Origin of the sequence: Streptomyces sp. NBC_00539 (genome assembly GCF_036346105.1) — a bacterium.
Taxonomy (GTDB): Bacteria; Actinomycetota; Actinomycetes; order Streptomycetales; family Streptomycetaceae; genus Streptomyces.
Genome location: NZ_CP107811.1, coordinates 172,207 through 184,817 on the forward strand (window position 1 = coordinate 172,207; position 12,611 = coordinate 184,817).

11 protein-coding genes are annotated in these 12,611 nt (G+C 70.5%); 5 read left to right on the forward strand and 6 right to left on the reverse strand.

Going from position 1 to position 12,611, the window contains the following annotated elements:
• Window positions 1–44: 44 nt before the first annotated feature.
• Window positions 45–884 (reverse strand): SDR family oxidoreductase, encoded by an 840-nt coding sequence (locus OG861_RS00945; RefSeq protein ID WP_329201519.1) that lies wholly within the window; start codon window positions 882–884, stop codon window positions 45–47.
• 288 nt (window positions 885–1,172) lie between these two features.
• Between OG861_RS00945 and OG861_RS00950 the strand changes: the two genes are divergently transcribed.
• The gene (locus OG861_RS00950; protein ID WP_330260973.1) at window positions 1,173–2,087 is read left to right on the forward strand and encodes an aldose 1-epimerase family protein; all 915 of its coding nucleotides are present in this window, start codon (window positions 1,173–1,175) and stop codon (window positions 2,085–2,087) included.
• Window positions 2,088–2,248: 161 nt separating this feature from the next.
• Here the strand turns inward: OG861_RS00950 and OG861_RS00960 are convergent, their stop codons facing one another.
• Window positions 2,249–2,692 carry a hypothetical protein gene (locus OG861_RS00960; RefSeq protein WP_330260974.1) on the reverse strand — a complete coding sequence of 148 codons (444 nt, stop codon included), beginning with the start codon at window positions 2,690–2,692 and terminating at the stop codon, window positions 2,249–2,251.
• A 368-nt stretch (window positions 2,693–3,060) separates the two neighbouring features.
• Here OG861_RS00960 and OG861_RS00965 point away from each other — a divergent pair, with 368 nt between their 5' ends.
• Complete coding sequence (locus OG861_RS00965) at window positions 3,061–4,023, forward strand: RICIN domain-containing protein (RefSeq protein ID WP_329201513.1); 963 nt, start codon at window positions 3,061–3,063, stop codon at window positions 4,021–4,023.
• Between the two features lie 75 nt (window positions 4,024–4,098).
• On the opposite strand, the gene OG861_RS00970 is transcribed toward OG861_RS00965, so the two are convergent.
• On the reverse strand, window positions 4,099–4,677 hold the full coding sequence (locus tag OG861_RS00970) for a CHAP domain-containing protein (RefSeq protein ID WP_330260975.1): 579 nt from the start codon (window positions 4,675–4,677) through the stop codon (window positions 4,099–4,101).
• Between the two features lie 560 nt (window positions 4,678–5,237).
• Here OG861_RS00970 and OG861_RS00975 point away from each other — a divergent pair.
• Window positions 5,238–6,236 carry an L-threonylcarbamoyladenylate synthase gene (locus OG861_RS00975; RefSeq protein WP_329201509.1) on the forward strand — a complete coding sequence of 333 codons (999 nt, stop codon included), beginning with the start codon at window positions 5,238–5,240 and terminating at the stop codon, window positions 6,234–6,236.
• A 54-nt stretch (window positions 6,237–6,290) separates the two neighbouring features.
• Here the strand turns inward: OG861_RS00975 and OG861_RS00980 are convergent, their stop codons facing one another.
• Entirely contained in the window at window positions 6,291–6,932 is a 642-nt protein-coding gene (locus tag OG861_RS00980; RefSeq protein ID WP_329201507.1) for a carbonic anhydrase, read from the reverse strand.
• Window positions 6,933–7,958: 1,026 nt separating this feature from the next.
• Between OG861_RS00980 and OG861_RS00985 the strand changes: the two genes are divergently transcribed.
• Window positions 7,959–8,477: a hypothetical protein gene (locus OG861_RS00985; protein ID WP_329201506.1), complete on the forward strand. Its 519-nt coding sequence runs from the start codon at window positions 7,959–7,961 to the stop codon at window positions 8,475–8,477.
• A gap of 59 nt (window positions 8,478–8,536) precedes the next feature.
• Here the strand turns inward: OG861_RS00985 and OG861_RS00990 are convergent, their stop codons facing one another.
• Window positions 8,537–9,598: a hypothetical protein gene (locus OG861_RS00990; RefSeq protein ID WP_329201505.1), complete on the reverse strand. Its 1,062-nt coding sequence runs from the start codon at window positions 9,596–9,598 to the stop codon at window positions 8,537–8,539.
• 426 nt (window positions 9,599–10,024) lie between these two features.
• Entirely contained in the window at window positions 10,025–11,143 is a 1,119-nt protein-coding gene (locus OG861_RS00995) for a serine hydrolase domain-containing protein (RefSeq protein ID WP_330260976.1), read from the reverse strand.
• Window positions 11,144–11,878: 735 nt separating this feature from the next.
• Here OG861_RS00995 and OG861_RS01000 point away from each other — a divergent pair.
• Complete coding sequence (locus tag OG861_RS01000) at window positions 11,879–12,559, forward strand: pyridoxamine 5'-phosphate oxidase family protein (RefSeq protein WP_329201502.1); 681 nt, start codon at window positions 11,879–11,881, stop codon at window positions 12,557–12,559.
• The last annotated feature ends 52 nt before the right edge of the window (window positions 12,560–12,611 follow it).

Here is a 12,611-nt window from a genome sequence, read left to right on the forward strand (position 1 = left end):
TGGGCCTTGGCGGTTTCGTGTCGGACGGCGGGCGGACTGCGGGCTCAGCCGCCGGTGGCGAAGCCGGGGAACAGCGTCATTCCCCCGTCCACGAAGATCGTCGTCCCCACGACGTAGTCGAGCAGGTCGGAGGCGAGGAGGGTCACCGCGTTCGCGATGTCCTCGGGGTCGCCCACGCGGCGGTACGGGATGAGCCGCAGCAGGTCGGCCTCGGCTTCGGGGGTGTCCCAGGCGCTGCGGTTGATGGGGGTGCGGATCGCGCCCGGAGCGACGGCGTTCACCCGGATCCGCTGCGGGGCGAGTTCCTGCGCGAGCGTCTCCATGAGCATCTGCACGCCGCCCTTGGACGAGGCGTAGTTCACGTGCCCGGCCCAGGGGATGACCTGGTGCACCGAACTCATGCAAATGATCTTCCCGGCGGAGCGGGACACTTCCGGGACGACGCCGCGGCGCAGGAACTCCTTGGTCGCCTCGCGGGCGCACAGGAACTGACCGGTGAGGTTGACCTCCAGCACCTTGCGCCACTGGTCCATGGTCATGTCGGTGAACGCGGCGTCCCTCTGGAGACCGGCGTTGGCCACCATGACGTCGATGGTCCCGAACTCCTCCACCATCCGGGCGACCATGTCGACGACCTGGTCCTCCTGCGACACGTCGGCCTCGTGCGCGTAGGCGCGGACCCCGAAGCCCTCGATCTCCCGGACCACCTCCTCGGCGGCGTCCTTCCCGGCGACGTAGTTCACGACCACGTCGGCGCCCGCCCGCCCGAGGCCGATCGCGGTGGCCTTGCCGATGCCGGAGTTCGCTCCCGTCACCAGCGCCTTCTGCCCCTTGAGGATCTGGGGAACAAGGAGCGTTGGACCGTCACTGCCGCTGGCTTCCACTGAATCTCTCCCTGAGTGCCGACGGGGACATGCAATCCGCGACACCACCAGAGCATCGCAGCTCTGCCCCGGCCCGGTGGCACGACTGCGTCTGCCCCTATGGAGTGCTCCCCCCAGCCGAACGGCTCAACGGCGGCTCGGGAGCCCCGCCGGCGAACGCGCCCACGGCGGGGCCGCCCCGGCCGGGGTGCGCCGCGATCCGGCCGGTGCTGCAATGGAACCACCCGGTGTGCGGGCTCCACGTGCTGTTGCCCCGCATCCCGACCGCCACCGGCGAGGACGGCGAAGATGCATCGGACGGGTGCCCAGTTCAGGCTGACCTGTGGTCCACAGACCGTCGTGGTCGTGGAGTTGGGCGGCGCCCTGCGCCATTACGCGGTCGCCGAGCGCCCGATCGTCGACGGCTTCGACGCCGACGACCCGATCGAGGGCGGACGCGGTCAACTCCTCATGCCGTGGCCCAACCGGATCGGGGACGGCCGGTACCGCTGGCGCGGGCGGGAACTCCAATTGCCCTTGAACGAGGTCGAGCACGCCAACGCCATCCACGGCCTGCTGCGCTGGACGTCGTGGCAGCCTGTGGAACAGACGGACGGCCGCGTGGTGCTGACGACCACGCTCTGGCCCCAACCGGGGTACCCGTTCCACCTGGTGGCCCGGGCGGAGTACGCCCTCGACCGCCAGGGCCTGACGGTCACGCTGACCGCGCGGAACGTCGGCGACGCCCCCGCGCCGTACGGAGTGGGCCAGCACCCGTATCTCGCCGTGGGACCCGGCACGGTCGACGACACCCTGCTGACCGTTCCCGCCCGGACCTGGCTGCGCACCGACGACCGCGGCCTGCCCGTCGCGACCGAGGCGGTCTCGCAGACCTCCAACGACTTCGGCGCGCCCCGGCCCATCGGCCCGCAGCAGCTGGACACGGCCTTCACCGACCTGCGACGGTCCGCCGACGGGCGCGCCGTCGTACGTCTGTCCGAGCCGTCCGGTGCGTACGGTACCGATCTGTGGCTCGGCCAAGGTGCCGACTTCGTACAGGTGTACACCGGGGACACGCTGGCCGAGCCCCACCGGCGCCGGAGCGTCGCCGTGGAGCCGATGAGCTGCGGACCCGACGCCTTCCGCCGCGACCCGGCCCAGGTGCGCCTCGAACCGGGGGCCCGGCACACCCTGCGGTGGGGGCTCGTACCCTGGCGAGGGTAGGGGGTCGGGGGCGCCCACATGGGGCGGGCGGGAAGTGTTCGCCTTCGAGCAGCGCCGCAACCAGGTCATATTCGACATCTACCGGCACAACCGCAACCCGTTCATCGACCACCCGGAGGGGGTCGACTCCATCTGGTAGCAGCCCGGGGGCGCTCGGCGTGCTACTTGACGTAGATCTCGTCGAGGGTGTCGATGACCCCCGCCGCGTTCAGGTGGTAATGGAAGGGGGGCCCCTTGTCCGGGTGGGTGTCCAGCCACCCGGTCAGCTCGCTGGTGGAGATCGGCTTGCCCGTCACCGTGGAGGGCCCGAGGATCGGCGCCGTCGCGGTGATCTTTGCCGTCTCCGCGATCGGGAGGTACGTCCACGGGCCCGACGGTTCGAAGCGCCCGGGGCAGCCGTACGTGCCGTGCTGGACGATGAGACTGGTCATACCGCCCTCGGGCGTGTAGCGGTGCACGGCGATCGTGTCGGGCGAGACCGGCATCCTGTGGTCGGCGCCGCAGGTCGGCGCGGGGGGCGGGGCCGGGGCGGGTGGATTCTTCCCCGCCGGGGTGGCGGTCGCCGAGGGCTCGGGCGCCGCGCCGGTCATCGAGGGGGCCGGCACGGCGATTGCGGAGTGCGGACCTCCGCCCCGGCCCGCGGACGCCCGTGACCGCCCACCGGTCGGGGGCAGGGGGCCAGGCGGCCGGCGAGGGCCTGGAACTGCGGCCAGGCGGCCTGCGGCGGGCAGGGGTCCCAGAGCTTCTGGGAGAGCGCGGCCAGCGGCACCCTGCGCTTATCGCACCCCGATGTCATACCCCAGGGATCAAGGTCCCCAGGACCTACGACAAGGCGAGTTCAACCCGAATAAGCGGACAGGGTCCATGGGGCCGCCGGCACCGGGACGCCGAGTTCCGCTGCCATCCCGGGAATTGCTCCGACGGGCCGACGAACCGTTGCCCGACACCGTCTCGGTGCACTATTCCTGGTCGGATGGACGAGACCGCGTTACAGCCCTCCGGCATACACAGCGTCGACGCCTTCATCGCAGCCCTGCGGGCGCTCAAAGCCCGTTCCGGCTTGACCCTGCGACAGTTGGAGAGCCGGGCCAAGGCCCAGGGGGACGTGCTGCCCCGCAGCACCGTCGCCGACCTGCTGCGCAGGAGTACCCTGCCCCGCCGTGAGACGGTCTCCGCCTTCGTCCGCGCATGCGGGGAAGAGGCCGGATCGGCGGAGTGGTTGCAGGCCTGGGAGCGCCTGGCGAGAGCGGACCCCGCCGCGGACGCCGGCGGCGACGGGGGCGGCGCCGAGGAGCAGACGCGGCCTGCGGGAGCCGGGATCCGGGGGAGAGCCGTGCTGGTGGTGGCCGCCGTGGGGCTGGCGGGAGCCGTCGCGGCGGGCGTTCTACTGAACCGGGATCAGGCCGCCCCTGGGCCGCCCGCGACGGGTGCCACTGGAAGCCGCCTTCCCGGGCTCCTCTCCGTACCCTCTGCCGGGAGCTGGGGCCGCATCCGCCCCGCGCGGACTCCGGAGCTGTGCCTCTCGGCGGGCAAGGAGCGCTCCGGGCGGTACGGATCCGAGATCGCGGTCCAGCGCCCCTGTGCGGAGCCCGGCCCGCGCACGTTCCTGCAGCCTGTCGGAGACGACCTGGCCTTCATCAAGTGGGAACATCCCACGAGCAAGGTGATGGGCTGCCTGACCATCCTCGACAGCGGTCCGGCCAAAGGGTTGGTGGAGCCGCAGGACGACTGCGGTGACGGCAGGGACGCGCAGCTCTTCCGGATCGAACGCTTCGGCGCAACGGCGGAGGGCTACCGGCTGAGGAGCGCCCGCACCGCACTGTGCCTGGGCGTCCTCGACAGTGAGACGGTCGCCGGAGCCGAGGTCGTCCCCCAGGCGTGCGGCGATCTGCCCGCCCAGCGCTTCCTGGTGGACCTCCTGTCCCTGACGTCGTGACAGCACCCGTTTGCTGTTGGAGCGTCAGGCCGGTGGCCCGCTGCCCTGGTAGGGCAGCGGGCCACCGGCGTGGGGTCAGCGGGCCACCGGGGTGACGTAACCGCTGATCTTCTGGGTGCCGTTGACCACGGTGCCCACCTTGTAGGACGGCCAGTGGTGGGCGCTCACACTGCCCGGCTTGCCCTGGTTGCCGCCCACCACGGTGATCTTCTGGCCGGAGATGGCCACCACGATGGCCACGTGGTCGTTCTCGAACCTGCCGTCGCCCAGGTTGTAGAGGATCGCGTCGCCGACCTTCGGGGTCCCGTGCAGGGAGCCGTAGTCGGTGAAGCTGGCGGCGCCGTCGGTGAGCTCGTTCATCCTGCCGCCGACGCCGTTCTTCCACCACACCCAGCCAACGAAGTCGGCGCACCAGGCGTGCGCTTCGGTGTGGTGGGGGCCGCAGCTGCCCGTCTGCTTGGTGCCCCGGCCCCAGTAGCTGCCCTTGTTGTTGAGGCCGCAGGGGCCGGCGCCTATCTGTCCCTTGGCGGTGGCGGCGATGTTCGCCCCCAGTGAGGCGGCCTGGGCGTTGCCGACGCCCGTGACCGATAACGCGGTTCCGGCGAGCAGGGTGACTACGGCGCCGTTGGCCGCGAGGGAGGTGAGCTTGCGCATGGCTGACTCCATGGTCGAGAGCCGTGGTTCGCACGGCAGTTCGCTGGGATGGCAGAACTCTCGACGGGGCAGCCGGCGCAGCCAAGAGAACCCGCTGTCCGGGACTGTCCGGCCCTGTCCGCGCCGCTGTCCGTGCAGGCCAGCTGGTGTGTACCGGACGTTCGTCAGCGGTGCGCCGGACGGCCGCCCGGTTGTGCGGTCGCTCTGCCGGCGGATTCCTCTCGTCCGATAGCCCGAGGAGGAACCGCCGATCGGCCGGCCCGTACAGGGGTGCCCTCAGCTGGGGCCGGGATACGCGTCGAAGGGGCACCTCACAGGCCCGGCCCCACGTCGAACACCTCCCGGACGGAACCGCCCACCGCACCGGGGTGTGGATCGTCAACCAGAAGCAGCGGCGCGAGCGGCGCGGCCAGGACCAACTCGCCGCCCGGGCCGCCCTCGGGGTGGAGTGGGCGGAGTCCAGCTAGATGTACTGGGGGGCTGCGACGCGACCCTGACCGGCGATGCCCCAGAGTTCAGCCGGGGGCTGACAGGGCAGCGGGCGGTGGGAGGATTGCCGTGTGACGGCAACAACCAGTGATATCGAGAAGGCGGCCGGCGTGCTGCGCGCCGGGGGCCTGGTGGCGCTGCCCACCGAGACCGTTTACGGTCTGGGCGCCAACGCCGAGGATCCCTCCGCCATCGCGCAGATCTTCCAGGTCAAAGGGCGTCCGCCCACGCATCCGCTGATCGTTCACATCGGCGGCGCGCAGCAGCTGGACGACTGGGTGGATGAGGTGCCCGCGACGGCGCGCCTGCTGGCCGAGCATTTCTGGCCCGGGCCGCTGACGCTGGTGCTGCGGCGTGGTCGCCGGGTGCCGCTGGAGGCGACGGGCGGGCTTGAAACGGTGGCGGTGCGCGTGCCCGACCATCCCGTGGCGCTCGCGCTGCTGGCGGCGTTCGGCGGCGGCGTCACGGCTCCGTCCGCCAACCGCTTCGGCTCCGTCAGCCCCACCACCGCCGGGCACGTCCGTGCCGAGCTCGGAGACGCGGTCGACTTCATCTTGGACGGCGGGTCCTGCGAAGTCGGCGTCGAGTCGACCATCATCGACGTCACGGCGGAGATTCCTGCGATCCTGCGGCCCGGCGGGGTCACCCGCGAGGACCTCCAGGCGGTACTGGGTATCCCGGTCCAGGTTCCCGCCTCCAGCGGCGTCCGGGTGCCGGGCCAGCACCCCTCCCACTACGCGCCGCACGCTCGGGTGGTCCTCGTCGAGCCGGAGCAGGTCGTCGCCGAAGCCGAGCTCGCCCAAGAGCAGGGGCACCGGGTCGGCGTCTTCCTACCGCCGTCTTCGTCCGGCAACAAGGTGAAGGCGCACGCCGTGGTGCCCCTGCCGGGCGCGGTGGACGTCTACGCCCAGGGGCTGTACGGGTACCTGCGCGAGCTCGACCAGCGGGGCTGCGACCTCATCGTCGCGTCCCTACCCGCAGAGGAAGGGCTTGGGCTCGCCATCGCCAACCGGCTCCGCCGCGCCGCCGGCCCACGCCCCGCCGTCGAATCGCCCCCCGGGGCCGTGTGAAGCGGCCCGGGCGCCGTGTGAGCCGGCCGTGGTGCCGGGACGCCGCCGGGGCGGTCAGGACGCGGCGAGGGCCTCGGCGTCCAGGCCGCGGGTGGTGACGAGCTGAGCGCTGCCGTCGGCCAGGCGGTAGGACATCCCCACGACGCCGAGGCGGCCGGCGGCGACGGCCTCGGCCAGGATCCGGGAACGTTCCAGCAGCAGGTCCACGGTGTGCTCGATGTGCTCGGCCAGGATCTCCTCGGCGCTCTCGCGTCCGGCGGCGCGGGCGGCCAGCACGCTCGGGGTCACCCGTTCGACCACGTCTCGGACGAAGCCGCCCGGCGTCTGGCCGTCCTGGAGGGCGGAGCAGGCCGCGGCGACCGCGCCGCACGAGTCGTGGCCCAGGACGACGACCAGTGGCGCGTTCAGAACACTCACGCCGAACTCGATGGACCCCAGGACCTCGGTACCGGCGACATGTCCGGCGGTGCGTACCACGAACAGGTCGCCCAGACCGCGGTCGAAGATGATCTCGGCGGCCAGGCGGGAGTCGGAGCAGCCGAACATCACAGCGAACGGCCGCTGGGACGGCGCGGTCTCCGTACGGCGCACGGCGTCCTGGTTCGGGTGCTGAGGTGTGCCCGCCACGAACCGTTGATTACCGGATATCAACAGGCCGAAGGCTTCACGGGGCGTCGGAGTCTTGATCTCGTTCATGGACGGCAGCCTACGAGCCGGCACCATCTCCCGCACCACCTGGTCCCACCCCCGCCCTGCGGGAAAACCACCCAGCGGCTCGGGCGGCACCCCAAGACGCCGGGACAGGTGCGAAGCAGTCGTGGTCAGGACTCCCTGCCGGCCAGCACCCGGTCGGCGAGATAGTGCGGACACGTCCTGTCGTGCCAGGTGACCGTCAGGCGCCCTCCCCAGACCGCGAGCGAACGGACCATGTCATCGGCAGGACCCGCCTCGCAGAAGGAACACACCACCGCCTGAGGCCGAAGACCATCCACCCGATCCGCTCCCTTCCGCACCTCTCGCGCACCCGATCGAGACCACCTCTACCAGAAGCTCCGGGGCCACGGACCCATACCCGCAAGTAGGGCGCTCACCTCAGAGGGCGGCCCGGCTCGCTGCCCGGCAGATGCACTGCTCCCCGGGCCGTGCTCAGCGGCAGCGCTGCACTGCACGGCTCCTGTCACCTATCGCATGGTCCACGCCCAGATCGCCACTGGCTTTGTTCATGGGTTGTGAAGCCGTGCCTTCGGGAGGCACCCGCCAAGGCTGGATGTCGATGTTCACGAGAACGGGAGGCAGTGCTCCACACGGGCCCGCGAGACGGCGGCGGAGCTGCACCACCGATCACCTGACTCCGTAGCCAGCGCCTTTGTCCCTGGCATCCCGGCTTCCCGGCTTCCGTGGCCGCATCCGTCGTCATCGGTATAAAGTCCAGGGGGCTGTCAGGGCGTGGTCGGTAAGCAGGGCCTCCAGGCGGCGCTCCGCATACGGCAGGTGGAGCAGTTCCTCGCCCTCCTGCTGCAAGTTCTGCCAGGAGGATTGGGAAGACCACGGCTGATCTGAAAGAGGCATCCCGCCTGGGACTTCGACGACGGTGACCAACGCACCCGGCGACTGCCCTGACAGGTTGCTCTGTACGATCACCGCATACTGGGCGCTGGTCAGCCTGTCCTGTGCGGAGATCAGCAAGTGGTGCCCTGTCCGGACAGTTGAAGGAGGCGGCGGGTGTCCGCTTTGGACTTCTACGCTCACGTCGCCGTTCGCGGTGAGGTTCTGGGAGTTGGCGTTGGCGCCGACCCGGAAGCCTGGGAAGCCGCTCTGGGGGCGACATGCCTCGATGTGCCCGGTGGTGGCCTACTGCGGCGGGACTACGGGCTCGTGGAAATCAACTTCTCGCCGGACCAGCCAGGGCGGCAAGGGCAGATGTCGTGCTTCGGCTTCGGCGTGAAGGTCCAACGACTGCTCTACGACCAGTCCCCGAGCACCGTGCCGTCCCCGCTCTCGCGGGAATACGGGGAATTCGCACCCAGAGTCCCCTTCGAGGAATTGCAGACCGCCATCCTGGCCCTGGGCCACACGATCGAACTCGACAAGCACCACACGTCGCGTGACGTGGACTGCTTCCGCGTATCCGCGTCCGCCGCCCGTATTCACGTCGTCGCTGACCCTGCCCCGTACGGGTCAGGCGACCCAGATCCAGACGGACATCAAAGGGGCGACGTCTGGTCCGTCGACGTGTGGTGACCAGCCGGCGGCCTCCCAGCAGCGTCCGCGATACTCCGCACGCTCCTGAGTGGCGTGGATCAGGGCTTGTTCAGGCCTAGATTCTGTGTGGTGGTGTTGGCAGCGCCGGGACTCTTGATGTTGTTGTTGGTGCTGATGTTGTTGAACGCCGTGAGGATGCCGCTGAGGTTGATGGGCAGGATTGACCCGGTGCCTCCGCCGTTGCCTCCACCGTTGTTCCCGCCGGTCTGTTCGTAGGTGATGGTCACAGAGGCCGGTCCGGTGGCGGTTCCGGAGGTACCTCCCGCCGGGACGCGGTTGGACCCGCCACCGCCGCCACCGGGCCCATACGTCCCAGCGGAGATGGAGTCGCAGCCGCCGCCTCCGCCTCCGCCGAACCAGCCGGCACCGCCGCCTCCGCCGGAGAAAGGACCGCCGCCCTTGCCGCCGGTACCGCCGCTACCGGGGCTGCCCGGCGTGGCGGGTACGGGGCCGCCGGTGGCAGGGCATGCGGCCCCACCGGCGCCGGGGGTCGTCTGAGTTCCCCCTCCGCCTCCGCCGCCGCTGTTGGGCCTGCTGCCGCCGGTCTGACCGGTGACTCCGGCGTCTCCTCCGATGGCCTCGGGGTTCGGGTACGGGTCGAAGCCGGCTCCTCCGCCTCCGCCGCCGCCCGCGACGATCAGCCGGGGGTCGGTGGCGGTGTTGCCGGTGAGGAAGCAGCTGGCGCTGGTGGAGTCGCAGGTGCGCACATCGCTGGCCCCGCCGCCGGCGCCGCCCTCTTCGAACGAGCCGCCTGCGGCGCCTCCGCCTGTGTCGACGTTGACGTAGAGGGTGGTGGTGCCCGACGGCACGTTGACGGTGCCGGTGACGGTGGAGCCGTCACCGCCCACTCCTCCGTCGGTCCCGTTCTGCCCTGCGGCGCCGGTGGCGGTGATGGTCAGTTGGGTGATGCCAGACGGGACGGTGAAGGGCTGGTTGGCGCCGGGGGTGAAGGTGACACTCACGGGCGCCGCCGCGGCGGGTGTGGCCAGGGGCACCCCCAACGCCGCCGGCAGCGCCACCATGGCGAGCAGGAGGGCGCTGCGCCGGACCGGAGGCCGCAGCCGTTCGGCGCCACGTCGTGGGGATACTGCATTGTGCATGGTCAGTCTCACGCTCGGGACTCCTCGACCAGGGATGCCGATTGGGTTGGATGTTCCGGTGCTGCCTGGGACCGCCCGACGATCAAGCCACAACAGGCCGGTGCCGGAGATGCGGACACACCGTCACATCACGCCGCATGAATAGTCCTCGAGTCGGAGAAACCCGCTGCGTGGCTGGAGAATACGAGGGCATTGCGGGCACACCCTTGACAACGCAGCCGGCCTGGCCGGCGACGGGGGGCGCCCGGCCGGTCCGCGTCACCGTTTGCGGCGAGGCCGCGCCGGAGGCCGCCCGCCCGGCTTTGACGTCGAGGCATACAAGAGGCGCGACACATCGGCGACCCCGTCCACTGACACCCACCACCCACACGAGCACGCCGCCGGAGCCAAGCCCCGGCGGCGTACGCACATCCACCCCTCAACAACTCACCGGCACAACACCTGATCCACCAACCCCTCCAACCGCTGCGTCACCGCGTAATCCGCCGGATCCGTCGTCACCGCGATACTCACCGCACGACCCTCCGACGTCACCCCACCCCGCGTCTCGAACCCCGTGATGTCACCGCCGTGCCCCCAATACACCCCACCGCACGACAACGGCCGCCTCATCAGCCCCAACCCGTACCCCGCCCCCGAATCACCGATCGGCACGGTCGTCAACATTGCCTCCTGCTGCGCCGCCCGCAGCAGCCACCCCTCCAGCAAGGCGGTGAAGAACCGGTTCATGTCCGAGTTCGTCGACACCATCTGACCCGCAGCCCATGCCGCCGACGGATCGATCTCCGTCACATCCCGCAGCCGGCCACCGGCCCCCTCCTGGTGATAAGCGCGCGGATGCGCCTCACGGATGGTGCGGTCACGCGGCGCCGGAAAATACGTGTGCCGCAACCCGAGCCGCTGCACCACCCGCCGGCCGATCTCCTCCGCCAACGGCCGCCGCGCCACCTTCTCGACGATCAGCCCGGCCAGCACGTAATTCGTATTGCTGTAGTGGAACGTCTTCCCGTCCCGGGACGTGGCCCCATGCTTGAACGCGATCTCCAGCAACTCCCGCGGCTCCATGTACCGCCCCTGCGTGATCGCCTCCTCCACCTCCGCCTCGTAGTCCGGAATCCCACTCGTGTGCTGGAGCAGCTGCCGCACCGTGACGGTCCGCCCGTCGAACCCGTCCCCCCGCACCACACCCGGCAGATACTCCTCCACCGTGTCATCCAGCCCCAGCCGCCCCTCACCCACTAACTGCAACACCACCACAGCGGTGAACACCTTCGTATTGCTCCCGATCCGCACCTGCCCATCCCGAGGCACCGCCGCGCCCGAAGCCAGATCACCGACCCCAGCGGTATACGTCCGCGTACGCCCCTCCCCATCCGACACGGACGCCAACGCCCCCGGCACCCCACCCTCCCGCACCAGCCCGTCCAGCCCCTGCTGCACCCCGTCCGGCCGACCAGCAGCAATCGCCACCGGCTGCCCGACCACCCCCAAGGCCACCACCCCGACCGCCACCGCGGCCACCATCCGCCTCGCCACCACACCCATGGGCCAACCCCCAGCAATCGCAGGAACACCGTGCTCCACGCACCATCCCCCGCCCACGCCCACCCACGGCATCCCGCTACCCACCCACCCCAGGTGGGGCAAACCCCCCTAACTGGCCTGAGCGCCCTGCTGACCGCCCACCCCATCGCGGCCCACGCCCGTGTCGCGCACACCCGCAGCCAGGACACGGCCCCCGCGTAACCACCCGCGGTGGCCGCCAGGCAAAGGTGGCCACCGCAGCTGCAAGGATGGCGCCGTCCCGAGTGTGTGCCGCGCCGGATCAACCGGCAGCGACCTGTTCGTCGCCAGCGCCGACCCGTGAGGCGCATGGCGCCCGCTCAGGCGTCCACGCCGAACGGCTTCGTTTGGGGCCGGTCTGGCGTTGGCGGCAGGCCGTCGATCAACGGCCCTTGCTCCAGCACACTGGCGCGCGTGCAGCCGCTTGGCAAGTAATCCGTTGCGCCATGGGACTTTGACAACGAATTTAGTGGCATGTCTGGTCATCTAGTTACCATTTCGCTAGTCTCTGGTCCGACCCTTCTCCAACGACTTGCTCAGGTACGGCTGTTGCCCGGCGTATGTCCCGCACCTGTTCCGTGCCCTCCTGCGCGGAGACCGGACCGCTCCGGGCCTGCCGGACGGGCCGCCGACCCCTGCGAAACGCCGCACGCGGCACTCCTGGCACTCGCGGCACAGCGATGAGCGGCCCTGACAGTCTCGACGGAAAGACCCGATATGACCGAGCAGACGCCCAGCTCTGACCTGCAAGAGACGGAACGCACCCGCCATCGCCGCTTGCGAGAGCAGGGCAGTGTGAGCCGGGCCGATCTCGACGCCATCCTGAAGGCCGGCTTCCTGTGCCACCTCGGTGTGGTCGTCGACGGCACCCCCATGGTGGTTCCGACCGTGTACGGCGCTGACGAGAACACTCTGTACTTCCACGGCTCGGTCGCCAGCCGAAGCCTGATCGCATCGCCGCGGGCCACGATCTGCCTGACGGTGACCCACGTCGACGGCCTGGTCCTGTCCCGGTCGGTATTCGAACACGGAGTCAACTACCGCAGCGCCATGGTGTATGGAGTGCCCCGGACGGTCACCGATCCCGAGGAGAAACTCGAGGGCCTGCGGCTGCTCACCGAGCACACCGCGCCTGGTCAGTGGGACTATGCGCGCCGACCCAACCGCAAGGAGCTCGCCGCGACCGCGTTGCTCGCGCTGTCCCTGGACGAGGCATCGGTGAAGGTGCGTACCGGTCCGCCGGAGGACGGCGACGGGCCTGACGCCGAACTGGGAATCTGGGCAGGCGTCATCCCCCTGCACACCGTGTGGGGCGCCTTGGACCCCGACCCCTTGCTTGACGAGGGCATCACGGCACCGGCGCACCTCGTCGCGCGGGCCCACCAGCACCTCGGGTAACCCTCGCGTGAGCCTCCCGGTGGGTCCCTCGACCCGCTTGGCCCTCATGGGC

Coding starts and splice junctions, on each gene's coding strand:
- OG861_RS01000 (WP_329201502.1), top strand. CDS start 11,879: ATGACCGAGCAGACGCCCAGCTCTGACCTGCAAGAGACGGAACGCACC.
- OG861_RS00990 (WP_329201505.1), bottom strand. CDS start 9,598: ATGCACAATGCAGTATCCCCACGACGTGGCGCCGAACGGCTGCGGCCT.
- OG861_RS00965 (WP_329201513.1), top strand. CDS start 3,061: ATGGACGAGACCGCGTTACAGCCCTCCGGCATACACAGCGTCGACGCC.
- OG861_RS00995 (WP_330260976.1), bottom strand. CDS start 11,143: ATGGGTGTGGTGGCGAGGCGGATGGTGGCCGCGGTGGCGGTCGGGGTG.
- OG861_RS00970 (WP_330260975.1), bottom strand. CDS start 4,677: ATGCGCAAGCTCACCTCCCTCGCGGCCAACGGCGCCGTAGTCACCCTG.
- OG861_RS00980 (WP_329201507.1), bottom strand. CDS start 6,932: ATGAACGAGATCAAGACTCCGACGCCCCGTGAAGCCTTCGGCCTGTTG.
- OG861_RS00950 (WP_330260973.1), top strand. CDS start 1,173: ATGCATCGGACGGGTGCCCAGTTCAGGCTGACCTGTGGTCCACAGACC.